This window comes from Vibrio casei, from assembly GCF_002218025.2.
In the GTDB taxonomy this organism is placed as follows: domain Bacteria; phylum Pseudomonadota; class Gammaproteobacteria; order Enterobacterales; family Vibrionaceae; genus Vibrio; species Vibrio casei.
In genome coordinates, this window is sequence record NZ_AP018681.1 from 878,077 (window position 1) to 902,339 (window position 24,263).

General features: G+C 42.4%; 17 protein-coding genes. 11 read left to right on the forward strand and 6 right to left on the reverse strand.

Annotation, left to right across the window (positions count from 1 at the left end):
- Window positions 1-79 precede the first annotated feature (79 nt).
- The 3 genes from VCASEI_RS16970 to macA are packed head-to-tail and all read right to left on the reverse strand — an operon-like array spanning window position 80 to window position 4,610.
- Entirely contained in the window at window positions 80-1,480 is a 1,401-nt protein-coding gene (locus VCASEI_RS16970; protein WP_086958909.1) for an efflux transporter outer membrane subunit, read from the reverse strand.
- 2 nt (window positions 1,481-1,482) lie between these two features.
- The gene (locus VCASEI_RS16975; protein ID WP_086958911.1) at window positions 1,483-3,450 is read right to left on the reverse strand and encodes a MacB family efflux pump subunit; all 1,968 of its coding nucleotides are present in this window, start codon (window positions 3,448-3,450) and stop codon (window positions 1,483-1,485) included.
- A gap of 2 nt (window positions 3,451-3,452) precedes the next feature.
- The gene (macA, locus tag VCASEI_RS16980) at window positions 3,453-4,610 is read right to left on the reverse strand and encodes a macrolide transporter subunit MacA (RefSeq protein WP_089111169.1); all 1,158 of its coding nucleotides are present in this window, start codon (window positions 4,608-4,610) and stop codon (window positions 3,453-3,455) included.
- A gap of 613 nt (window positions 4,611-5,223) precedes the next feature.
- Here macA and VCASEI_RS16985 point away from each other — a divergent pair.
- Genes VCASEI_RS16985 through dctM form a run of 3 tightly spaced genes read left to right on the forward strand, consistent with a single transcriptional unit; the run spans window position 5,224 to window position 8,243 of the window.
- The gene (locus VCASEI_RS16985) at window positions 5,224-6,231 is read left to right on the forward strand and encodes a TRAP transporter substrate-binding protein (RefSeq protein WP_089111170.1); all 1,008 of its coding nucleotides are present in this window, start codon (window positions 5,224-5,226) and stop codon (window positions 6,229-6,231) included.
- Window positions 6,232-6,249: 18 nt separating this feature from the next.
- Window positions 6,250-6,963, forward strand: a complete 714-nt coding sequence (locus VCASEI_RS16990) for a TRAP transporter small permease (protein ID WP_086958917.1) — start codon at window positions 6,250-6,252, stop codon at window positions 6,961-6,963.
- Window positions 6,960-8,243 (forward strand): C4-dicarboxylate TRAP transporter large permease protein DctM, encoded by a 1,284-nt coding sequence (dctM, locus tag VCASEI_RS16995; protein WP_086958919.1) that lies wholly within the window; start codon window positions 6,960-6,962, stop codon window positions 8,241-8,243. Before VCASEI_RS16990 ends, dctM begins: the two co-directional genes overlap by 4 nt.
- A gap of 160 nt (window positions 8,244-8,403) precedes the next feature.
- Here dctM and VCASEI_RS17000 read toward each other — a convergent pair whose 3' ends face one another.
- On the reverse strand, window positions 8,404-9,600 hold the full coding sequence (locus tag VCASEI_RS17000; protein WP_089111171.1) for a XylR family transcriptional regulator: 1,197 nt from the start codon (window positions 9,598-9,600) through the stop codon (window positions 8,404-8,406).
- A 172-nt stretch (window positions 9,601-9,772) separates the two neighbouring features.
- Between VCASEI_RS17000 and xylB the strand changes: the two genes are divergently transcribed.
- Window positions 9,773-11,224, forward strand: coding sequence for a xylulokinase (gene xylB, locus VCASEI_RS17005; protein WP_089111172.1), 1,452 nt, complete (start codon window positions 9,773-9,775; stop codon window positions 11,222-11,224).
- Between the two features lie 102 nt (window positions 11,225-11,326).
- On the opposite strand, the gene VCASEI_RS17010 is transcribed toward xylB, so the two are convergent.
- Together VCASEI_RS17010 and xylE are read right to left on the reverse strand one after the other, a co-directional pair.
- Window positions 11,327-13,693: a glycoside hydrolase family 3 N-terminal domain-containing protein gene (locus tag VCASEI_RS17010; RefSeq protein WP_089111173.1), complete on the reverse strand. Its 2,367-nt coding sequence runs from the start codon at window positions 13,691-13,693 to the stop codon at window positions 11,327-11,329.
- A gap of 58 nt (window positions 13,694-13,751) precedes the next feature.
- A complete protein-coding gene (gene xylE / locus VCASEI_RS17015; RefSeq protein ID WP_174208764.1) occupies window positions 13,752-15,176 on the reverse strand; it encodes a D-xylose transporter XylE in 1,425 nt (474 codons plus the stop codon).
- A 371-nt stretch (window positions 15,177-15,547) separates the two neighbouring features.
- Here xylE and xylA point away from each other — a divergent pair, with 371 nt between their 5' ends.
- The 7 genes from xylA (at window position 15,548) to VCASEI_RS17055 (ending at window position 24,257) form a co-directional block, all read left to right on the forward strand.
- On the forward strand, window positions 15,548-16,867 hold the full coding sequence (xylA, locus tag VCASEI_RS17020) for a xylose isomerase (protein WP_089111174.1): 1,320 nt from the start codon (window positions 15,548-15,550) through the stop codon (window positions 16,865-16,867).
- A gap of 413 nt (window positions 16,868-17,280) precedes the next feature.
- Window positions 17,281-18,576 (forward strand): ABC transporter substrate-binding protein, encoded by a 1,296-nt coding sequence (locus VCASEI_RS17025; RefSeq protein ID WP_089111175.1) that lies wholly within the window; start codon window positions 17,281-17,283, stop codon window positions 18,574-18,576.
- A gap of 206 nt (window positions 18,577-18,782) precedes the next feature.
- Entirely contained in the window at window positions 18,783-19,733 is a 951-nt protein-coding gene (locus VCASEI_RS17035) for a carbohydrate ABC transporter permease (protein ID WP_089111177.1), read from the forward strand.
- 10 nt (window positions 19,734-19,743) lie between these two features.
- Window positions 19,744-20,571 (forward strand): carbohydrate ABC transporter permease, encoded by an 828-nt coding sequence (locus VCASEI_RS17040; protein ID WP_086958938.1) that lies wholly within the window; start codon window positions 19,744-19,746, stop codon window positions 20,569-20,571.
- Window positions 20,572-20,603: 32 nt separating this feature from the next.
- Window positions 20,604-21,698, forward strand: coding sequence for an ABC transporter ATP-binding protein (locus VCASEI_RS17045; RefSeq protein WP_089111178.1), 1,095 nt, complete (start codon window positions 20,604-20,606; stop codon window positions 21,696-21,698).
- 213 nt (window positions 21,699-21,911) lie between these two features.
- Window positions 21,912-23,309 (forward strand): MFS transporter, encoded by a 1,398-nt coding sequence (locus tag VCASEI_RS17050; RefSeq protein ID WP_086958944.1) that lies wholly within the window; start codon window positions 21,912-21,914, stop codon window positions 23,307-23,309.
- Window positions 23,310-23,318: 9 nt separating this feature from the next.
- Window positions 23,319-24,257 carry a glycoside hydrolase family 43 protein gene (locus tag VCASEI_RS17055; RefSeq protein ID WP_086958946.1) on the forward strand — a complete coding sequence of 313 codons (939 nt, stop codon included), beginning with the start codon at window positions 23,319-23,321 and terminating at the stop codon, window positions 24,255-24,257.
- Window positions 24,258-24,263 lie beyond the last annotated feature (6 nt).

Sequence of the window (24,263 nt, forward strand, 5' to 3'; positions counted from 1 at the left end):
ATTTTCCAGGCTAAATATCGATCGCCCCCCAAATAATTGAGGTTACCGTAAGTCAACAACTTGATGAAATACATAAAAATTAGGCATCGTCGGTTTCTATTTTAGGCGCAACATCATTTCCACCTAACGATTGATATAAAGCGACTTGTGCCATGAATTGATTATAGCGATTTTCCAATAATGAAGCTTCAGCATCTCGTGTATTTTCTTGAGCATCTAAATATTCCATGATGGTAGTTGATCCATATTGATAACGTGCGGCATAAATCGCTTCAGCTTGCTCGGAGGCTTCATATTGCTCTTGCAAACGAGCACGTTGATACAAGAGCTGATCACGAGCCGACAGCGCGTTTTCAACATCTTGAAAGGCACTGTAAAGAACTTGTCGGTAACTCACGATGGATGATTGGTAATCGACATCGGCAATCGCTTTGTTATTTTGCATGTCACTCCACTCCAAAAATGGCAGGGTTAAATCGGCCCCTAAACTGCCAATAGGATTGGATAATAAGTCCTTTAACGCTTGCGATGAACCGCCTAAAGCACCGGTTAACGTTAACGTTGGTAAATATTCCAAGTCAGCGGAATCTTTACTGGCAAGCGCAGACTTTACATTGTAAATCGCCGCTTTAACGTCTGGCCTGCGGATCAGTAAGTCGGCAGGTACACCCGATGTAATCTCTGGCATATTGATGTCAGGTAACGACTTTACGATAGCCGTCATGTCCAAAGGTGGCTGATTAAACAAGATAGCAAAGGCATTATTGGCCTCCACCAGCTGTTGTTGATATTGGCTTTGTTGCGCTTGTATACTGGCTAAAGAACGTTGCGCTTCTAAAACATCCAACTGATCAACCGCGCCAAGCGTATATTGCTTTTGGATTAACTCCAACGTGGTTTTGGCATCCTCTATATTTCGCTCACCTAAAGTAATGCGTTGCTTTAAATAGCCAATCTGCCAATACAATGATGCGGTCGTTGCCACCAAACTTTGAGCGGTCGACTCTCTGTCTTCAAGGCTGGCCATCGCCGCCCATTTAACTTGATCCACATCCGCTGAGATTTTACCCCATAAATCCAATTGATAGCTGACAGACAAATCCGTTCGGTAACTCTCTGTTGAATCACCACCATCTAACCGCTTACTTACACCTGCCGAAGTACTTGAACTCAATTGAGGATACAAATCATCATTGGTTAATCCTATTTGCAAACGTGCTTTTTTAAGAGTGAAGGTCGCTACTGCAAGGTCATTATTGGTTTGCAGAGCCTGAGCAATAAATTGATTTAGCTGGCTATCATTAAAGGCATACCACCAAGGATCAAGGTTCACATTTCCAGATAAATGCGTTTGCTGCCAATTTTGAGGTACTTGAACAGGCGGCGCTTCATAATCAGTTCGAGTGAGGGAACCACAACCCGACACTATCACAGTGCTTATTATCAGTGCCAAGGTTTTCATCGTGGTTATATTATTCATGGCTAGTCCCTTGCCAAAGCATCAACAGGATCCAGCTTAGCGGCATTACGCGCCGGCAAGAACCCAAAGATGATCCCAATTAAGGTGGAGCAAATAAATGCTGAAACGATGGAAGAAATGGAATATAACATTTGAAAACTCCCCCCTAAACTACTCATAACAAACCCCAGCCCAAACGCCAAAGCAATGCCAGTAATTCCACCACACAAACACACCAACACAGCTTCAATTAAGAACTGACGTAATATATCAAGTTGCCTTGCCCCAACCGCCATACGTACCCCAATTTCTTTGGTTCGCTCTGTAACGGAAACCAACATAATATTCATCACGCCAATTCCACCAACAATCAATGAAATTACCGCAATAGAAGAAATTAAGAAGGTCATGGTTGCTGTCGTTTTTTCAATATTTTGTTTGATGGTGTCGGTATTAATGGTAAAGAAATCTTCGGTGCCATGGCGCATTTTCAACAAATTAATAATACCTTGTTCAGCAGCACTGCTTGGGGCATTTTCATCAATACGAACCGTAATGCTGTTCAAGTGTCGCTGCCCCATCATACGTCCAGACATAGTGGTATAAGGCACCCACACGTTTAAACTATCGTTATTACCAAATGCACTTTCTTTTGGCGCTGTTACTCCAACAATACGCACAGGTAACCTGCCAAGAAAAATCACTCTTCCCAACGGATTCGCATTTTTGAATAATGATTGGCGAGTGTTGTCATCAATCACGGCTTCTTGCGCGAGCCCATCGACACTGTCTTGTTGCCAAAACTGCCCTTGAGCAATCTCATACCCTTTAACTCGGAAATAATCCGAGCCAACACCTTCAACCGAAGCAGATACCGCCTCATTACCATAACGAATCGTTAAGCTGTTATTTAAAGAAGGGGTCACGCTGTCAACATAAGATAAATGACCAATGGCTTTCGCGTCTTCTGCCGTTAAGGTTCTTACTCGCCCTGAACGTCTATCACCGAATCCCGTTCCGGGGCGAATATCAATGGTATTGGTACCCATCGATGCAATATTTGCTAGGATCTGTTTTTGAGTACCGTTCCCCAATGCGACCACAGAGACTACCGAAGCAATACCAATAATAATGCCGAGCATTGTCAGAAATGTTCTCATTCGATGGCTCGACATCGCAAGCAATGCCATTTTGAAGGCATCCACAAAACTGTCCCAATGCCACCAATACGCCGCAGAGGTTTTCACGGTGAATGATTCAGGTTTATTATTGGCCTGCGCCGCAAAATCTTCTGCCGATTTTGGTTTAGATTGCGTATCAGAAAGGATTTCACCATCTTTAATTTCAATAATGCGATCAGCAAAACTGGCCACATCCATATCGTGAGTCACCAGAATAATCGTGTGCCCTTGCTGATGAAGCTCTTTAAGCAGCGCCATCATCTCTTTGCCACTATGGCTATCTAACGCACCGGTCGGTTCATCGGCAAGAATGACTTCCCCACCATTCATCAAGGCACGAGCCACACTGACTCGCTGCTGCTGACCACCACTCAACTGATTCGGCTTATGTGTTAATCGATCGGATAATCCCAAGCGGGTAAGCAATTGGCTAGCTCGTTCTTCTCGTTGAACATGAGGCACACCTGCGTATACCGCTGGTACTTCTACATTTCCAACCGCTGTTAAATCACTAAGAAGGTGGTATCGCTGAAAAATAAACCCAAAATATTCACGGCGCAGCTCAGCAAGCTGATCAGAATCCATACAGGAAGTATCTTGACCATTAATTAAATATCGTCCTTCACTTGGCTGATCCAAACAACCGAGTATATTCATTAATGTCGATTTCCCCGAGCCAGATGCGCCAACAATGGCCACCATTTCCCCTCGCTGAATCTCGACATTCACATTATTTAATACCGTCAAAGCCTCATCACCAGAATCAAAAGATCGGGACAAATTTTCCACTTTTAATAAAGCCTGAGTCATGATCAGAACCTCATACGACGGCGATTTGAAAATGAATCATTCGATGGCATCCCAACCACCACTTTATCCCCTTCATTTAAGCCCGAGATAATCTCAGCGTCGACTTTATTATTAATGCCTACTTTGACCGATTTATAGACAATTTTTCCAGCTTCCAGTACCGGAACCTCGTAAGCACCTTGCCCCTTACCTTTTTGCAGTACTTGCGCAGGTACCAATAACGTATTTTGGGATTGCTTAAGCAGAATCGACACTTGCGCCGTCATACCAATACGCAACACTCCGTTAGGATTGGGTACATCAAACAAAGCGTTGTAATATATCGCATCACTGTCTGTTACTGCGAGATTGCTATCGTCACCATCCATGATGGTTGGGCCAGGTTCAATGGCTCTTAATGTCCCTTTGTACTGCTTATTGGGTTGACCGAGAATAGTAAAATAGGCCGATTGACCAGGTTTAATATGGATGACATCGGCTTCTGAGATCTGAGCTTTCACCGTCATAGTATCCAATTGAGCTAGCTCAATAATCGTTGGGGTTGTTTGGTTAGCATTCACCGTTTGGCCAGCTTCAACTGCGGTATAAACCACCGTACCATTGATGGGCGCGCTAATTTTGGTGTAGCCTAAATCCACTTTTGCGCTATCTACGTTAATTTTTGCTTTTTCAATTTCCGCTTTTAATTGATCACGTTCAGCCTGATATACCGCTAAAGTAGCTTCAGCATTTTCATAATCTGCCCGCGAACTCGCTTTCGCCGCTAGCATTCCTTTTTGGCGAGTAAATTCATATTGCCCTTGCTTAATTTGAGCTTGTTTCGCTCGGTATTGCGCATTCAAACTATCGAGTGATGCTTGAGACTCTTTCAATGTATTTTGCTGAGTTAAGCTATCAATCTGCGCAATCAAATCTCCTTGCTGCACTTCATCACCTAAAGACACCGCTAAATGCTGAATTTGCCCAGAAACCTGAGCACCAACGTTAACAAGCTTAACCGCTTGCAGCATCCCATTCGCTAAAACAGCATTCTCGATGTCGCCTTTACGAACATTTTCAGTGGCATAAGTCGGAGCGGGATCCGGTTGGCTATAATAAACAACCCCTCCGCCAATGAGCAGCATCGCAACGAAAAGCATCCATCTTTTTTTTATTTTCATGAGTAAACAGCATTTGAAAGAGTCATAAGCAAGTTATACCTATTCTGAAGGCAAGAGCATAGTGCAAGGCGTGTAAATAAAGGTAAAACACCGTAAATTAGATCTCACTATCATGAACCGTACTTTAAAAATCAACACGGCATCATGACTCCAAAAACCGAACAATATAAACGTTTTCAACTTTAACAAAAGGTAGATTAAAAAGATTAAAGCCTTAGCACCCATTACGGAATATCGAGATCAATCATTATGGCTTGGCTATTACATGTTCCAAGCTACAAATAATCTGGCGACAAGTAAATGAACCTCATGGGCATAGCTAATCTATGACTTTTTATAAAAAAACGGATGGATGAATGCTGTCAACAAACGGCAGCCTCAAGTACGAAGGATATTATAGTGAGCAAGATCTCAACTTAATCATAAAGCCTCTCTCAACGGTCAATATTAACCAAAGGTCGAATACGTGTTTTTTCTAACTATGGCTAGTCTTTAGTAAATAATATGAATCATTATTTAATTAATATCTAAACTCTTAGTCATCTTTTCCATGTCATGAGTAAGAGCCAACCAAACCGTATTACACCACTACCACTAATGGAAGGGTTTTATCATGCTCAGTTTATTACGCCGGTCCCCACGAAAAATCAGTTTGTTATTGTGCACAACAGCCATTGCTGTCTCGAGTTTTGCTCAAGCCGCCGATCCTATTGTGATTAAATTTTCTCATGTTGTGGCCGATAGTACCCCAAAAGGACAAGGAGCATTACTCTTTAAGAAACTAGTAGAGGAGCGTTTAAAAGGAAAAGTGGAAGTGCAAGTTTACGCCAACTCTTCTCTCTACGGTGACGGAAAAGAAATGGAAGCCTTGCTGCTAGGCGATGTACAAATGATCGCCCCATCGCTGGCTAAATTCGGCCAATACACCAAAAAATTACAGGTTTTTGATCTACCGTTTCTATTTAAAGACATTCACGCTGTTGACCAGTTTCAACAAAGTGATACCGGTAAATCATTACTAAAATCAATGGAAAATAACAATATCACTGGCCTTGGTTACTGGCATAACGGTATGAAACAACTTTCTGCCAATAAAGCTTTACACGTTCCGCGTGATGCTCGTGGATTAAAATTCCGAGTTCAATCTTCAGATGTATTAGATGAGCAATTTAAAGCCGTTCGTGCTAACCCTCGCAAAATGAGCTTTGCGGAAGTCTACCAAGGTTTACAAACAGGTGTCGTTAATGGTGCAGAAAACCCTTGGTCGAACATTTATTCTCAAAAATTTAACGAGGTTCAAAAATACATCACCGAATCTAATCACGGCGTTTTGGATTACATGGTGATCACTAACACCAATTTTTGGAATGGCCTACCTAATGATATTCGTACGCAACTTACTGTGATCTTGACCGAAGTCACGGAACATGTGAATTCAGAAGCCGACGCATTAAACCAAAAAGCCAAACAAGCCATTATTGATTCTGGTAGTTCTGAAATTATTGAATTAAAACCTGAAGAACGCGCTCAATGGGTTAAGGCTATGAAACCTGTATGGTCAAAATTTGAAGATGACATTGGCTCGGATGTTATTCAAGCCGCATTAAACGTTAGCAAGTAACGTTTAATGAACAAACCAATGACAACAGCTTATCATCTTTGCTCAAAATTGGAGGAAGGGTTAATCGCCTTCCTCCTTGGCTCGATGACGCTTGTCACCTTTGTTTATGTGGTGATCAATAACCTCTACACTCCTTTTTATGATCTTTCAGATTGGTGTTACGACAATAATTGGTCTGCCAGTAGTAATGCTTTTCTTGCCATCGCGGATTTCTTTATTGGCATCGCTCAGGAAATGACATGGAGTACCGCCTTAACCAAAGCACTCTTTGGCTGGCTGATTTTTATTGGCATGTCATATGGCGTCAGAATTGGTGGCCATATTGGTGTTGATGTCATTGTTAAATTCTTATCCACTCCAAAGCAGAAAGTATTAGGTATCATCGCTTGTGTCGCATGTTTAAGTTACGCAAGCTTAATGACCTATGCCAGCTATGATTGGGTAAGCACCTTATTCAATGCCAATATTTATGCTGAAGACTTGGAAAAAATTGGTATTAAACTTTGGTATATCGGAGCCATTGTTCCTATTGGTTTTAGCTTATTATGGTTGCGTTTCTTTGAGATTTTAGTGCGAATATTACGTGGTTTACAGGTTGGATTAGGTATTGCCGATGAAGCAAAAGCGGCGATGAAACACGCCGTTCAAATGATGGAAGAAGAAGACTCTAATTTATCCAAAAAACAAGCTTCTCTAACCTCAAAAATAAATGAGAAAGGAAAACAAAAATGACCATTTTATTTCTGTTTTTCACTTTATTTTTATTAATGTTCATTGGTGTACCCATTGCCATTTCCTTGGGGCTATCAGGCACACTCAGTATCTTATTCTTTAGCCAAGATTCTATTCGATCTTTAGTGGTTAAGCTATTTGAAACCTCTGAACACTACACGTTACTTGCCATCCCTTTCTTTTTACTTTCTGGTGCATTCATGACCAGCGGTGGCGTTGCCAAGCGTTTGATCGACTTTGCCAATTCCAGTGTTGGGCACATCCGTGGCGGGCTTGCGATTGCCGCCGTCATGGCCTGTATGTTATTTGCTGCACTATCAGGTTCGTCACCAGCAACCGTTGCCGCCGTTGGGTCAATTGCAATTGCAGGTATGGTACGCTCAGGCTACCCAAAAGAGTTTGGCGCAGGCATCGTGTGTAATGCTGGCACGCTGGGCATTTTAATTCCCCCTTCCATCGTTATGGTGGTGTATGCCGCCGCCACTGAAAGCTCAGTCGGTAAACTATTCATGGCTGGCGTGATTCCCGGCACGTTATTAGGGCTGAGTTTAATGATCGCCATCTATATCATTGCTCGCAAAAAGAACCTGCCCGCCATGCCAAGAGCCACTTTAAAAGAATGGTTATCAAGTGGTCGTAAAGCTGCATGGGGCTTATTATTGATGGTCATCATTTTAGGTGGCATCTACAGTGGCATGTTCACTCCCACAGAAGCGGCTGCGGTTGCTGCCGTTTATGCTGGATTTATTGCCCTCTTTGTTTACAAAGATATTTCCTTCAAAGAATGCCCAAGTGTATTGTTAGAAGCCGCTAAACTAACGGTGATGCTGATGTTTATCATTGCCAATGCCATGCTGTTTGCTTTTGTGTTAACCACTGAACAAATTCCACAAGACATCGCCGCTTGGATCATCACTTTAGGTCTATCACCTTGGATGTTTTTACTATTGGTCAATATTATTTTGCTGTTAGCGGGTAATTTTATGGAGCCTTCTGCCATTATTTTGATCTTAGCGCCAATCTTATTCCCTATTGCTATTGAGCTAGGTATTGACCCCATTCATTTCGGCATCATCATGGTGGTGAATATGGAGATCGGATTAATTACACCTCCGGTTGGGTTAAACTTATTTGTGACCTCAGCGGTAACAGGCATGCCACTCAACGAAACCATTAAAGCTGCCCTACCTTGGTTGATGATACTACTCGCTTTCTTAATGGTGATTACCTATATTCCTGCGGTTTCATTGTGGTTACCTAATGCATTGGGAATGCCTTAATCATTATCCCCATCATATAGCCTTGTCTGAAATAGGAGCAACAGGGCTATTTATAAAATAGCCTAACAATTAACTAATACAAAGGATTAAAAGAAACATTCACCTTTCTTAGTTATTGTTTTACGACATGATTCCTACTCGATAAAATAGCCACAATCATTCACGAAATACATTCCATACGGTACTCTTTCGGAGTTTGATTGAAATTCTTTTTAAACACTGAATACATATATTGCAGTGAAGGGTAACCACATAATTCCGCAATTTCTGATATAGGTAATTCTGTCGACTGGAGTAAACTTCCAGCACGGTTTAATTTAGAATTATGTATCTCTTGATGAAGTGAGTGGCCACGCTCTTCTTTGAAGCGAGTTTCTAAATTAGAGCGTGAGATCCCCACATAATTAAGGACTTGATCAACTTTAATGCCTTTACAAGCATGCTGACGAATAAAATGCATCGCTTGGATAACAAACGGATCTTTCAAGGCTTGGTAGTCGGTACTTTGTCTTTGGTAAACCTTAGTTGGTGGCACCAGCACTCTAGCATGCTTAATCACATGGCTTTTCGATGGGTCACTTTCTGCCTCATGCTTTTCTAATAGCCTGTGCAGTATTCTTGCCGCTTTGTGCCCCATGGATTTACAACCCTGCCCTACCGAACTTAACGATACGCGAGTTAAATAGCGCGCCAGTTCTTCATTGTCGATGCCAATAATCGAAATTCTATCCGGTACCATAATATTTAAATGGTCACAGGCTTGAAGTAGGTGCCTGGCTCTAGCATCGGTTACCGCAATAATTCCCGTGCCAGCAGGCAACATTTGCAACCAATCAGATAGGCGGTTCATATCGTATTGCCAGGTTTTCGGTGACGTTTCATTGCCTAAATAAATCGAAGATGGATAGCCCTCTTTGGCAATGATGTGGCTAAACGCTTTACGTCGTTCATGCGCCCATCCATGTGGAGACGTATTGGGTAAACCATAAAAAGCAAAACTTTCAATTCCTTTGCTTTTTAAATGCTGGAAAGCCATATCGACAATGGCATGATTATCGGTGGCCACATAAGGCACGACAGGATAATCGTCATCTGATTGATACGATCCCCCAACTCCGACAACTGGAATATTAATATTCGATAATTGTGAAATAACCTCTACATTGTCAAAATCGGCAATCAATCCATCCCCTTGCCAATTGTGAAAATTATTCATATTGGTAGTGAAATCTTCCTCAAGAAAAACATCCCAATCACATTGGCTTGCTTGAATATATTCACCAATACCTTCAATAACCTGCCTGTCGTACACCTTGTTAGCATTGAACAAAAGTGCAATTCGATACTTCTTATCCATAAGACTCTTTCTTGATTGCTCAGTGCTCTGAATTATAAATACTTAAAGGGCAGGTTCTGTGATTTAGCTTACGTTCGTGAAATCTATAAAAGAAAGAACCAAAAAACATAATTGTACAAATTTACATAACCGTTAATGATAAAAATATACGTAACCACCAAAGGATAGAATTATGTTTATCGGTATCGACTTAGGAACATCAGGCGTCAAAGTAATTTTACTTAGCGTGGAAGGACATATTCTCAACACTCAGCAAGAATCACTGACCATTTCCCGTCCGCATCCACTTTGGTCGGAACAAAACCCTGAACATTGGTGGCAAGCGACCCAAACAGCCCTAGATAAAATGAGCCAGCAACAAGACTTATCAGGCGTTAAAGCAATAGGCTTATCTGGCCAAATGCATGGAGCAACGTTACTGGATCGCAATGGTGACATCATTCGCCCGGCTATTTTATGGAATGATGGACGTTGTGAAAAACAATGTAAAACGCTCGAAAAAATGGTGCCCAACAGCCGTCAGATCACGGGGAATATCATGATGCCCGGCTTTACCGCCCCTAAAATAAAGTGGCTACAAGAGCATGAACCTGAGAACTTTGCTCGTATTGATAAAGTGCTGCTGCCAAAAGATTATCTTCGTTACAAATTGTGCGGCCAGTTTGCTTCTGATATGTCCGATTCAGCAGGAACCATGTGGCTTGATGTTGAAAAGCGTGATTGGGATGATGGCCTCCTAAGTGCAACCGGCTTAGATCGTCAGCATATGCCAGATTTATATGAAGGAAATGAGATCACAGGAAACCTGTACTCGAAACTTGCTAATCACTGGGGAATGCCGACAGTACCTATTGTCGCGGGTGCCGGTGATAACGCCGCTGGCGCAGTTGGTGTTGGGATTACTAAACCTGGCCAAGCAATGCTTTCTTTAGGCACTTCTGGTGTATACTTTGCCGCAAGTAAGGGCTTTATCTCTAATCCAGACTCTGCGCTTCATAGCTTTTGTCATGCATTGCCGCATACTTGGCACACCATGTCGGTCATCCTCAGCGCTGCCTCTTGTCTTGATTGGGTGGTAAAACTGACGAATACCGCCGATGTTCCGACTCTCCTAAAAAATGTTGAGCAACACGCTAACCGTGACTCCGAAGTGATCTTTTTACCCTACCTGTCCGGTGAGCGGACACCGCATAACGATCCAAATGCCAAAGGCGTATTCTTTGGGATGACGCATGAGACGACCAGTAGCGAGCTAGGCTTAGCCGTTTTAGAGGGGATTGGCTTTGCGTTTGCCGATGGCTTTGATGCGCTGCACGTAACGGAATTCGTACCAGAAGAAGTATGCCTGATTGGTGGTGGTGCTCGCAGTGCTTACTGGCGTCAAATGCTTGCAGACATTACCGGTATGACATTAGTATTCAGAGAAGGTGGTGATGTCGGTCCAGCGCTTGGTGCGGCACGTTTAGCCCAACTTGCAGTCACACCGAATGCGGATATTGACGCTATTTGCCCCGTTCCTGCATTGGTGGAAACTCACCATTCAGATCCGGAAAAATATCAGAACTACCAAGCCAAACGGGAGAAATTCCAACAACTTTATTTTCAGCTCAAAGGTTTATTTTGATCGTTTACGATATTAATTAACTCACATAGCGCTGAGACTTTGATTTTACTTATAACAAAAAACGGAACTCAATTGAGTCCCGTTTATTTTTAAGTTAAATCGTTAATCTTGATTGTAGTAAGAATGACACAACATATTCCAGTGCTGAGGTAGAACACGATTGTTTCCGACAACATTAACGGTTTGCGTAAAGGCAATATCGGTTGCGGATTGACCAATCATAATATCGAACTCCCCCGCTTCAACCACACGCTGATGCGCTGAATTTGTAAAGTTCAACATATCTACTGGTAACTCAAATATCACGGTTGTCACCGCACCAGCCGCTAACTCAACACGCTGGAAACCTTTTAGTTCGCGGATAGGTCGCACTAAAGAGCACAATTTATCTTTGATATAAAGCTGCACGACTTCACAACCGGCCTGAGTACCTGTGTTTTCAATTTTAACGGATACTTTAATCACACCATCTTCGATTGCCACTTGCTGCTCGTCTATCTGCATATTGCGGTAAGCAAAATCGGTATACGTCAGGCCATAGCCAAAGTTATATTTAGAACCAAAGTGATAAGCGATGGGAGTACCACCACTTTTTAACTTATGGTTGTAATAATAAGGTACCGCACCAGCATTTTTAGGAATAGATAACGTTAGACGACCTGAAGGTGCTTGATTACCTGCAATAATATCGGCAATCGCTCTTGCGCCTTCTTGCCCCGGAGCCCAACCAAATAAAACCGCAGCGGCTTTTTCTTCTGCGCCATTTAAGTTATATGGACGACCACCGGTCACCAAAATGATCACAGGCTTACCCGTGGCAATCGCTTTTTCAATCAATTGTTGCTGCATACCGGGCAGATTTAAGCTGTCGGTATCTGAACCTTCGCCTACCGTACCAGTTTGGAATAAACCAGCCAAATCACCGACACACACAATTGCCACATCCGCTTGCTCAATGGTCTCCATCGCTTGCTGAATTTGGCTAGTATCTTGTGATACTGGCGAAGTCATAGTTTGATTCATCGCTAAATCAACATCACCTGGGAAGACTGGTGCATTAGCATGGCGCTCAGTTAAAATATCGCAGCCTTTGCTATACACCACCTCAGTAAACTCATTTTGCAACGCTTCTAAAATCGTCGGACACACTGTGTCGCTATTATCGATGCTGCTTAAAATTAAGTGTACTGGGAAGCTATAACCGCCCAGTAGTGCCAATTGATCATCAGCGGTTGGCCCCACGACAGCTAATTTTTGTCGCTTGTTCAAAGGCAATGTGCCGTTATTTTCCAGCATCACGACGGATTGCAGCGCCACTTGATAGGCCAGCTCTTTGGCTTTTTCGCTTTGTAGATCAATCGATGATTCATCGCAATATAGGTTTTCGAATAAGCCCATATCAAATTTCACTTTCAAAATTCGAGCCACAATTTCATCAATTTTCTGCTCACTGATCAGCCCTCTTTCCAATGCAGACATCAGCTGGCTAGAGCATGCATCATCCGGTAATTCAATATCCAAACCTGCGTTAAAGGCTAAGGCCGCGGCTTCTGCTTTATCTGCGGCAATACCATGATGGCTTGCCAGTAATTCAACACCGCCGTAATCGGCCACAATCAGACCATCAAAGCCCCATTGTTCGCGAAGCACTTCCGTTAACAAATGGTGTGATGCGTGGCAGGCTTCATTATCAATATCATGATAAGCAGGCATTAACGAACCAGCGTTGCCAAGCTTTACCGCCATTTCAAACGGCAACATAAAAGTATCGTTGAGCTCTTTAAAACCAAGATGAACAGGAGCATGATTACGCGCGCCTTCACTAAACGAATGTCCAACATAGTGCTTTAAGGTGGCAAGAAGATCGCGCTTCTCCCCTTGCAAACCTTTGACATATTCGGTGGCTAATACCCCAACATGATAAGGATCTTCCCCCAACGTTTCTTCGGTTCTTCCCCAACGGACATCCCGTGACACATCTAATACAGGCGCAAGACCATGATGCGCCCCGACTCGGCGAACTTGTTGACCAATCACCTCGGCCATATCATGAATCAATTTGGGGTTCCAAGTATGACCATAGTTCAATGATGATGGAAACAGAGTGGCATCTTTTGCCATCAAGCCAACGAGGCACTCTTCATGAGACATTGCCGGAATACCCAAGCGAGTCTCTTCGACCAAGTATTTTTGCAATTGATTAAGCGCAGCCACCCCATCATTAGGGGAAATAACTTGAGTTCCAAGTGGGCGAGTGATCTGTCCTAAACCATGCTTTAAACGCTCATTAATCGGTTTTCGAGCATCCTGCCCGCCCATTTCTAGTTCACGATCTTGATGCTCACCATCGGGATTCAAAATTAGCCATTGTGCACCAAGCTGAGCAATCTTCTCCTCAAGCGTCATTTGTGCCAATAAATCCTCAACACGCTGTTGAACCGAACAATTTGGGTTTTGATAAATTTCCATATAATTACCTTTTAAAAATAATAAAGCTCCTCATGCAACGAGCTTTCATGTCTTAACTTTACATGTTAGGTGCTTTGTTCAATGACTGGCTTTTACCATCTTCATCCCACAGCTTTTCTAATTCTTCCAGCGTTTTCCCTTTCGTTTCAGGGATCCAGCGGTAAACGAAATACACAGTAACGATCGCCATCACACCATAGAGCCAGAACGGAAAGCCTCCATTAAACTCTTGATATAAATAGCTTGTTTGGGCATTCATCATCGGGAAGGTTTGTGACACCAGAAAGTTAGCAAGCCATTGAGCAAAAACAGCAATAGAAAGCGCTTTAGAACGAACGGCGTTAGGAAATATTTCGGATAAAAGTACCCAAGTGACAGGCCCAAGAGAAAGGGCAAAAGCCGCAATATAAAGCAGCATGAAGAACAATAGATAACCACCTATCGCATCTAAATAAGCCGCGGTACCGATTGCCAACATGCTCACTGCCATGGCAGCAGCACCAGCCATCATTAGTGGCTTACGACCAAATTTATCTACGCTATAAATAGCAATCACAGTGAAGGTCAAATTGACTGCTCCAATCAAAACGGTTTGCAGTAAAGCAATGTCTGTGGACGACGAACTAAAGCTTTTTAAGATAGTGGGTGCGTAATATAAGAAAACATTAATGCCTGTGATCTGCTGCAAGACACTTAAACCTATCCCTAAAATCAAAATAGGTAACATCGCTTTAGAAAATGGACTAACCGCAACACCTTTATTTGAAAGTGAGTCTTCGATTTCTTTCCACTGTTTATCAAAATCATCCCTTTTATTGAACGAAGCAATTAATTTTCTCGCCTCCGTCATTCTACCCTTCATCGCCAACCAGCGAGGGGTTTCTGGAACGCCCAACAAAAGTATGAAGAATAAAACAGCAGGTAAACATTCTGAGGCAAACATATAACGCCAGCCAACCGTATGTAACCAATCATCATTCCCTAATAAAGCGATGCCATAATTTACAAAGTAGACAATCAGCATGCCGAAAATGATCGCAAACTGATTACAAGAAACTAGACTACCTCGCTTACTAGGCGGAGCAATTTCAGCGATATACATGGGAGAAACCATTGATGCAATACCAACACCAACACCACCAAGAATACGATAAAAAATAAAGCTGGAATAAGTACTATCAGTGACCCAATTCAACGTTTCAGGCACCGCAGAACCGACAGCAGAAATAAAAAATAAAATAGCAGAAAAAATCAAAGCCGTACGTCTTCCATATTGCTCACTAATATTTCCTGCCATGATCGAGCCAAGAACGCATCCGATTAATGCCGATGAAGCTGCAAACCCTAATTCAGCTGGAGATAATTCGAAATAGACTTGTAAAGAATCGGCCGCCCCAGAAATTACTGCGGTATCATAACCAAATAATAACCCGCCTAAAGCAACAGCAATGGTTATTTGAAATATATTTTTTTTATTTATCATAATTTACATCCACTTAATAAATACTCAATTAACAAATTAAAATAAATTAATTATGAAAATATGAAAGACTAATAAAATAACGAGGCTATTTTTCACATACGAAGGAAAAAGATAATATTACGCAATATGATATACAGATTACTTTATTTCGCATTTGAGAGGTTAACTACATAAAGCACCCCAATCTAGCGTGAGATCACACAAGTAATAAAATATTGGTGAAACCATGAAACATGGCAATATAAAGGCAATATTGAGATACAAAGCACAATAAACAAATAGATGAATTTGATTATTAAATTTCATAATTGAGCAAATGAAGATATGCAGCAATGATTCATTCACACCAACATAAACACGGAATGGAAATCATGACTGAATATTTTAAAAATGTAGCGCCCGTTAAGTTTGAAGGTAGTGAAACCACAAACTCTTTTGCTTTCCGTCATTACGACGCAGACAAAATGATTTTAGGCAAATCGATGAAAGAGCATTTACGATTTGCGGCTTGTTATTGGCATAACTTCTGTTGGCAAGGCCATGATATTTTTGGTAATCCCGCTTTCGATCGCCCATGGCACCAAGCTGGTGACGCAATGGAAATGGCAAAAATGAAAGCTGACGCTGCTTTCGAATTCTTCAGCAAACTAAACGTGCCTTACTACTGCTTCCACGACGTCGACGTTGCGCCAGAAGGCAACTCTATAAAAGAATACGTTAACAACTTTGCAGAAATGGTGGATGTTTTAGAGCAAAAGCAATCTGAAACAGGACTAAAACTGCTTTGGGGTACGGCTAACGCCTTCTCAAACCCTCGTTATATGGCAGGTGCAGGCACCAACCCTGATCCTAAAGTTTTCGCTTATGCGGCAACTCAAGTATTTAATGCGATGGGCGCAACGAAACGCTTAGGTGGCGAAAACTACGTACTATGGGGTGGCCGTGAAGGTTACGAAACTTTACTCAATACCGATCTTCGCCAAGAGCGTGAGCAACTAGGTCGCTTGATGCAAATGGTGGTGGAACACAAACACAAGATTGGCTTTAAAGGCACTATCTTAATTGAGCCTAAGCCACAAGAGCCAACTAAACACCAGTATGACTACGACACAGCAACGGTTTATGGTTTCCTAAAAGACTTCGGCCTAGAAAACGAAATTAAAGTAAACATTGAAGCAAACCACGCAACCCTTGCTGGCCATAGCTTCCAACATGAAGTTGCAACCGCCGCTTCTTTAGGTTTACTTGGTTCAATCGACGCAAACCGTGGTGACCCACAATTAGGTTGGGATACAGACCAATTCCCGAATAGCGTTGAAGAAAATACCCTAGTTATGTATGAAATCCTAAAAGCAGGTGGTTTTACGACTGGTGGCTTTAACTTCGATTCACGTGTACGCCGCCCTTCTATTGATGGTGAAGACCTATTCTACGGTCACATTGGTGGTATGGACACTATGGCGCTATCACTAGAGCGTGCCGCTAAGATGATTGAAAACGACCAATTGTCTCAAAACATTGCACAACGTTACGCGGGCTGGAATGAAGATCTAGGTAAGAAGATCCTAACTGGCGAAATGTCACTTGAAGATGTGGCTAAATATGCAACCGACAACAATATTCAACCGGTTAAACAATCAGACAAACAAGAATATTTAGAAAACGTTGTAAACAGCTACATCTTTAAATAATTACACTTAACCTAATTGGAGTTGTAGAGTCAATCTACAACTCCAATTATTAAGTACGAATTTAATATAAAGCGTTATTTATATTTTCGCTTATAACAAAAATAAACTCATATTAAATATCACTTTTAATATTTACATAAGAAATTGAAGTTGTAGGAAGGTCACAAACAAAGAGCTTAACCAGCACAGTTTAATTCTATATTAAGTGAACTATGCATTAGGTTTAAAATATGTAGCCAACATGGCTATGACTTCAGGGACGAAGTATATATTCAAAGTAATTGGAATTGCAGTGAGGCGAATGAACACCGTCAATAACACTGTAAGGTCAAGTACGAGGGATATAGTGATATTTAACCGTAGTAATGAGTAATACCACGATTGTATATCCATAATAACGGAGAACATTCCTTATGCCTTACAAACATAATAATAACACTCATACATTGAAAAAAAGCTGGAAGAAAATAGTCTACCCAGCCGCGATTGCTGCCTCTTTAACTTCTTCTTTCGCCTGGGCTGACACAACCATTCGTATGCTTCACCTTGAAGCTGATCCTAAAGTTGTGGCGATTTGGGAGCAAGTAGGTCATGACTACGAGAAGGCCAACCCCGGTCAACACATCAAATGGGAGTATTTAGAAAACGAAGCCTTTAAACAAAAGCTTCCTACCCTACTTCAATCAGAACAACGCCCAGATATTTTCTATAGCTGGGGTGGTGGTAACTTCCAAACTCGCGTGGATGCGGGTTTACTAAAAGATGTCACCAAAGAAATGCAAGACATCAAACCTAGATTCTCCGAAGCCAGCTTTAATGCCTATAACTACAAAGGCAAACAGTACGGCCTACCTTATATGGTAAGCCAAGTGGGCTTTTGGTATAACAAGGCACTGTTTGCTAAAGCAGGTGTTGATGCAGAAAAAATCGTTACCTGGGATGACTTCTTAGCAGCCGTTAAAAAACTACAAGCTGCCGGTATCACACCGATCACAACCGCAGGCGCTGATAAGTGGCCAGTACAATTCTACTGGACATTGTTAACCATGCGTCAAGCGGGTCAACAAGGTATTCAAGATGCGATTGATAAGAAAGGTCAAGGCTTTGCCAGCGACGATTTCGTAAAAGCAGGTGAAGAACTAAAACGCCTAGTCGATCTTAAACCATTCCAGTCAGGTCACCTCGCCGCTTCTTTTGGTAACTCATCAGGTAACTTTGGTGACGGCAAAGCCGCGATGCAGTTAATGGGTGATTGGAACTACTTATTCCAAGCTCAGCAATCAATCAGCGGCAAAGGGGTTGTTGATGACAACTTAGGTTGGATGAACTTCCCTGTGCTGAAAAATGGCAAAGGCAAAGCAACCGATACGTTAGGTGGCATTGCTGGTTGGGTACTCACCTCTGATGCTAGCCCAGAAGCGGTTCAATGGCTGAAATATTTCTCAAACATTGAAATGCAAAAACATCTCGCCAAGATCAACATGATTATTCCTGTTGTCAAAGGTGCTGATGAAGCCATTGAAAATCCATTCAAAAAACGCATTGCGCAAAATATTGCCAACTCTACATGGCACCAATTATTTTACGATCAAGCGTTTGGCGCCAATGTAGGTAGTGTCGTCAATGACGTATCCGTCGGTATTGTTAGTGGCCATCTATCTCCTCAAGAAGCTGCGGAACAAGTGCAAGAAGCATGGGAATTTGAATAATTCTCCCAACCTTTTCCACTGATATATACCCAGAGTAATTGGAGTTGCAGTGAGGCGACAAGTGAATGAGGCCCCATGAGCATAGCTTGTCTATTCGATTGGGGCGAATGAGCGCCGTCAACAAAGCTGCAGCTTCAAGTACGAAGGGCATAGCCATAAAATACAGCCAGCTTCGGTTGGCTGTTCTAATCTTCTCGAGGCTTGCTATGAGTAATGATGTCACAACGATTGATGAGAAGCCTTCCGATGCTTCTTCGAATCAAAATGTCTCACGCTGGTTTAAAAAAAATAATCACGGCAACCGCCTACTCACGTTAGTTTTATTTTTACCACCAGCGTTATTGCTGTTTACTATTTTTGTTATTTTACCGATTGGTGAAGCGGGTTATTACAGCCTATTTCGCTGGAATGGTTACGGAGAGCCGACTCAATGGGTCGATTTCAGTAACTATGCCCGTCTGTTTAATCACAGCGCTTTTGATACTGCGATTTGGAATACCCTTAAAATCATTCTAATTTCCATCGTAGTTCAACTACCACTGGCGCTGATTGTCGCTCTCTATATTTATAAAAAGAGCTGGACCAATAGTGTCTTCCGCCTAATTTTCTTTTTACCTTATATTTTGGCTGAAGTCGCTGCCGGTCTTATCTGGCGTTTTGTTTTCGATGGTGATTACGGAGTCATGTCGAGCTTTACCGAGGCGCTCAATACCGATACTTGGTACATCTTAGCCGATAGAAACTGGGCATTCATTGCCATTCTAGTAGTGTTGGTATGGAAGTATTTTGGCTTTCACATGATGATCTACATTGCCGCCCTGCAAGGTGTGCCAAAAGATCTTCTCGAAGCCAGCAAACTCGATGGTGCTACCCGTACCCAAGCCATTTGGTACGTGAAAATTCCGCTCATAATGTCGGGGATAACCATATCGATCTTCTTTAGTATCCTAGGTGCGCTACAAACCTTCGACTTAATTATGCCATTGACAGGTGGTGGACCATCTCACTCCACTCACACCTTAGTTTCCTACCTTTATACCTTCGGTATCACAAGGATGAATGTGGGCTTTGGTAGTGCGGTCGGTGTGGTTTTATTTATTTGCTGTGTGATTTTTGCCTTCACATATCAAAGCACCATTATGAAAGATAAAAAATAAGGAGTTCCCTATGCTTGCAATGCGTAAAATACGTTGGGGAAAATATATCTTCCTAATGCTGGTTGCCGGTTTTGTTCTTGTGCCTATGTTTGCCACTGTGCTCGGTGGGTTTAAAAGCCTAGGTGAATTACGAACCAACCCATTTGGACTACCTGAAGTTTGGGAGTTTGAATATTACGCCCAAGTGTTTGCTGATGGTTCAATTTGGCTGCTAATGAAAAACTCGTTAATTATCGCGTTTTTCTCGGTAGTGCTTACTTTGATCATTGGCACCATGACCGCGTTTACTTTTTCCCATATTAAGTTTGCCGGTTATAAATACATCTATAACTACTTCCTGATAGGCATGATGTTTCCTGCGGCGGCGGCTATTTTACCGCTGTTCTTAAAAATCAGGGATCTAGGCTTACTCGACAGTATGTCAGGCGTGGTGATCCCACAAGTCGCCTTTGGTTTAGGCTTTAGTATTTTATTGTTTAGAACCTTCTTTGAACAACTGCCTTCCGAGTTATTTGATGCTTCTCGGGTTGATGGTTGTAGCTACATCAAGTTCTACTGGCATATCATCTTGCCGCTTTCCACACCAATCTTAGCCACCGTGGGAGTATTTGTATTGGTCGCGAGTTGGAATAACTATTTATTACCATTGCTGGTACTGAATACCGAACAGCATTACCCGTGGACGTTAGGCATCATGCAATACCGTGGTGAGTATGGTATCGAATGGAACCGTATCCTTGCTTACGTCACCGTCACTATTACCCCTGCTATCGTATTTTTCCTATTCGCGCAAAAATACATTGTTGCTGGTTTAACCGGCGGCGCAGTGAAGGGTTAGCCTAACTAAATAGAATTATAAGGAACATTCCTATGGCTTCAGTTGAATTTAAACATATTGAAAAGACCTACCCAGGCAACGTACAGATTGTTAAAGACTTTAACCTTAAAATTGAAGATGGTGAGTTTGTGGTATTTCTCGGCCCATCTGGCTGTGGTAAATCCACCACTCTACGCATGCTCGCCGGTTTAGAAGACATTACTGGCGGTGAAATTCTTATCAATGGCAGAGTCGTCAATGAGCTCGAACCGATTGAGCGTGATATCGCCATGGTATTCCAAAGCTATGCGCTATATCCACACATGACGGTGTATCAAAACATAGCTTTTGCCTTAAAACTGGCAGGGTTAAAAAAAGAAGAAATAGAGAAAAAAGTGCGCCCTGTTGCCGATATGCTACAGCTCACACCACTGTTAGATCGCAAACCAAAAGCATTATCCGGTGGCCAGCGCCAACGTGTTGCCATGGGTCGCGCGATGGTTCGTACGCCAGAAGTATTCTTATTTGATGAGCCGTTATCAAACTTAGATGCAAAATTGCGTAACTCAATGCGTACCGAGATCAAAGCGCTGCACAAAAAGATGCAAAAGACCACCATCTACGTGACTCATGACCAAGTAGAAGCCATGACATTAGCCGACCGCATCGTGATTTTACGTGATGGTAAAGTCGAGCAAGTTGGCACGCCGAGAGAGATCTACCACTCTCCTGCTAATAAATTCGTCGCAGGTTTCATTGGCAGCCCAGCAATGAACTTCATCCCCGTCGGACTAGATAAAGCAGAAGGTTGGAATGTCGATATTGCAGGTCAAAAACTGAATCTAACGGGTGACGTTCATGGGAACCAAAGTGAAAGTAAGGCGACACTTGGCATTCGCCCATGTGACATTCATATCACGCCGGATCTCTTAACGCAGCCACTGCCGATTAAAGGCAAAGTCGAGAACTTAGAATTACTCGGCTCAACGATACAGCTGACGAGTCGTTTAGGAGATAGTCAAATCACCGTAGAAGCACCATCAAGCCATGTAATTAACGAGGGCGACATGGCTAATTTCTACATTGATGGCTCTCGCTTGCATATGTTTGATAATCAATCAGGGCTATCAATCTATCAGGCTAATTAAAGCGGATAAGCCATATTCTGCACATAATTGAACGCAAAATATGGCTTTCTTATCGTGAATCTAAATCAACTACATAAATCTAAGGTATAAACTTTTTTGCTAAAGACATGTACAAAATAGCTAACTCTTAATTTCCATGAGAGCTCTAACATCACTCGGTCCCTCCCATCAGTAGTATTGCTGGCAATTGAAAAGTAACTGGATGAGAAAACTATGTATAAATATAAATTACCAGTGTTAGAGAAAGTTGGCTTCGGTGCCGGGGACATGGCCGTGAATGTGGTTATTTCCTCTATGATGCTGATCATCACCTTTTTCTACACCGACATCTTTGGTATCAAGCCTTCAGATTTAGCCATGCTATTTATCGTAGTGCGATTAATTGACGCAGTGACCGATCCATTAATGGGTATGATCACTGATAAATTTACCTCTCGCTGGGGTCGATACCGTCAATATATGCTGTTTTTAGCCATTCCGTTTGGCATTTCAGTTTACTTAGCATTCAGCACACCAGATGGCGATTACAACACCAAACTGGTTTACGCTTATGCGACCTATATTTTTGTGACAGTGATGTTTACCGCGGTGACCATCCCTTATATTTCACTTATCAGCGTATTAACTGATGACCCGAAAGAACGTCTGTCGGCTAACGGTTACCGTTTATTCTTCGCTAAAATTGCAGCGTTTTTAGTAACCATTATCGTACCGCAACTTTCTACCGCTTGGGGTCAAGATAACCTACAACTCGGTTACCAATATTCAATGGGTCTAATGGGCTTAATGGGTACGCTGTTATTCCTATTCTGTTTTGCAACAACCAAAGAGCGTATTGAACACGTAGTAGATAAAAAGTCATTCAAAGAACAAGTGAAAATCTTAATGAAGAATGACCAATGGCTGATTTTATGTGCAGTATGTATCACCGGCACCATTGGTTATGTTATCCGTGGTTCAGTAGCGGCTTACTACGCAAAATACTACCTAGGTGGTGATGCAACGACCATTTCTGCTTTCTTGGCAACCGGGGTAACTGCGGCGATTCTTGCAATGGTGGCATCAACTTGGATCACTAAGAAGTACTGTAAAATCAAACTATTCCGTTACAGCCAATTGGCCGTATTCGCATTAAGCGCAATGTTGTACTTCTTCGTTGGACAAGGTGACTACGCTCTCGCTTTCATTTTGTATTTCTTAGTATCCTTTGTGGTTGATTTACATGCTCCAGTCTTCTGGTCTGCGATTGCTGAAGCGGTTGACTACGGCGCATACAAAACCGGTAAACGAGTTTCAGGTCTAGCATTTGGTGGTATCTCATTTAGCCAAAAACTAGGTATGGGTATTGCAGGTGCAATTGTTGGTTCGTTATTAACTTTCTTCAACTACGTACCAAATGAAGCTCAATCAGACTTTGCTTTAACAGGGATTGCCTTGATGCTGACTATCATTCCTGGCTTCTTCCACTTCCTAATGGGTGCCTTGATGTTCAAATACAAAGTAACAGACAAGTTCTACAACAAGATCACCGCCACCAACATTCTTGAAGTAGAAGAGAACCTAAGCACCGTTAAACCAGACAAAAAACCAGTAACTAATTTCGCGAACTAAGGTAGCAGTATGACTGATTTCGTAAACCCAATTATCGAACAACGCGCGGATCCACATATTTATAAGCACACCGATGGCTATTATTACTTCACCGCATCGGTACCAGAATATGATCGCATTGAGATCCGCCGTGCTAAAACGATTAAAGAATTGAACACCACCAGCGAGTTAATTAACGCTTGGTATAAACCGGATGTTGGCCCATACAGCGATTTAATTTGGGCACCAGAGCTGCACTTTATTGATAACGCTTGGTATGTGTATTTTGCTGCCGCTCCTTCACGTGACATCGTGGATGGTTTGTTCCAGCACCGTATGTATGCCATTTCAAACCGTAACGCTAACCCCATTACCGATGAATGGGTGTTTGAAGGGCAAGTGGAAACAGGCATGGATACCTTCTGCTTAGATGCCACCTCATTTAGCCACCAAGGCGTGAATTATTATGTGTGGGCGCAAAAGCAAAATGATATTCAAGGTAACTCAAACCTGTACATTGCAGAACTTGAAACGCCAACAACGCTAAAAACGCCACCACAATTACTCACCATCCCTGAGTTTGAGTGGGAACAAATTGGTTTTTGGGTCAACGAAGGACCATCGGTCATTCACCGTCATGGCAAATTCTGGATGACTTATTCCGCCAGTGCGACCGATGAAAACTACTGCATGGGTCTGCTTTACGCAGATGAAGATAGCAACCTACTCGACCCTGCAAGTTGGCATAAATCTGAACAGCCAGTATTTAGAACCAACTGGGATAAAAAAATCTACGGCCCCGGACATAACAGCTTTACCGTTGATGAAGAAGGCCACGATTTATTGGTGTATCACGCGCGTGATTATACCGAGATTGAAGGTGACCCATTATGGGATCCAAACCGTCATACTCGGATTAAACGCCTAGAGTGGGATAATGGTTTCCCTATCTTTGGTGACGCAATTTAACTTTTA

What these genes read in the sequence shown, in the direction of transcription:
- VCASEI_RS17050 (WP_086958944.1), top strand. Translation starts at nt 21,912, where the DNA reads ATGTATAAATATAAATTACCAGTGTTAGAGAAAGTTGGCTTCGGTGCC.
- dctM (WP_086958919.1), top strand. Translation starts at nt 6,960, where the DNA reads ATGACCATTTTATTTCTGTTTTTCACTTTATTTTTATTAATGTTCATT.
- VCASEI_RS17035 (WP_089111177.1), top strand. Translation starts at nt 18,783, where the DNA reads ATGAGTAATGATGTCACAACGATTGATGAGAAGCCTTCCGATGCTTCT.
- VCASEI_RS16970 (WP_086958909.1), bottom strand. Translation starts at nt 1,480, where the DNA reads ATGAATAATATAACCACGATGAAAACCTTGGCACTGATAATAAGCACT.
- VCASEI_RS16985 (WP_089111170.1), top strand. Translation starts at nt 5,224, where the DNA reads ATGCTCAGTTTATTACGCCGGTCCCCACGAAAAATCAGTTTGTTATTG.
- xylB (WP_089111172.1), top strand. Translation starts at nt 9,773, where the DNA reads ATGTTTATCGGTATCGACTTAGGAACATCAGGCGTCAAAGTAATTTTA.
- VCASEI_RS17010 (WP_089111173.1), bottom strand. Translation starts at nt 13,693, where the DNA reads ATGGAAATTTATCAAAACCCAAATTGTTCGGTTCAACAGCGTGTTGAG.
- VCASEI_RS17000 (WP_089111171.1), bottom strand. Translation starts at nt 9,600, where the DNA reads ATGGATAAGAAGTATCGAATTGCACTTTTGTTCAATGCTAACAAGGTG.
- xylE (WP_174208764.1), bottom strand. Translation starts at nt 15,176, where the DNA reads ATGATAAATAAAAAAAATATATTTCAAATAACCATTGCTGTTGCTTTA.
- xylA (WP_089111174.1), top strand. Translation starts at nt 15,548, where the DNA reads ATGACTGAATATTTTAAAAATGTAGCGCCCGTTAAGTTTGAAGGTAGT.
- VCASEI_RS17045 (WP_089111178.1), top strand. Translation starts at nt 20,604, where the DNA reads ATGGCTTCAGTTGAATTTAAACATATTGAAAAGACCTACCCAGGCAAC.
- VCASEI_RS17055 (WP_086958946.1), top strand. Translation starts at nt 23,319, where the DNA reads ATGACTGATTTCGTAAACCCAATTATCGAACAACGCGCGGATCCACAT.
- VCASEI_RS16975 (WP_086958911.1), bottom strand. Translation starts at nt 3,450, where the DNA reads ATGACTCAGGCTTTATTAAAAGTGGAAAATTTGTCCCGATCTTTTGAT.
- VCASEI_RS16990 (WP_086958917.1), top strand. Translation starts at nt 6,250, where the DNA reads ATGACAACAGCTTATCATCTTTGCTCAAAATTGGAGGAAGGGTTAATC.
- VCASEI_RS17025 (WP_089111175.1), top strand. Translation starts at nt 17,281, where the DNA reads ATGCCTTACAAACATAATAATAACACTCATACATTGAAAAAAAGCTGG.
- macA (WP_089111169.1), bottom strand. Translation starts at nt 4,610, where the DNA reads ATGAAAATAAAAAAAAGATGGATGCTTTTCGTTGCGATGCTGCTCATT.
- VCASEI_RS17040 (WP_086958938.1), top strand. Translation starts at nt 19,744, where the DNA reads ATGCTTGCAATGCGTAAAATACGTTGGGGAAAATATATCTTCCTAATG.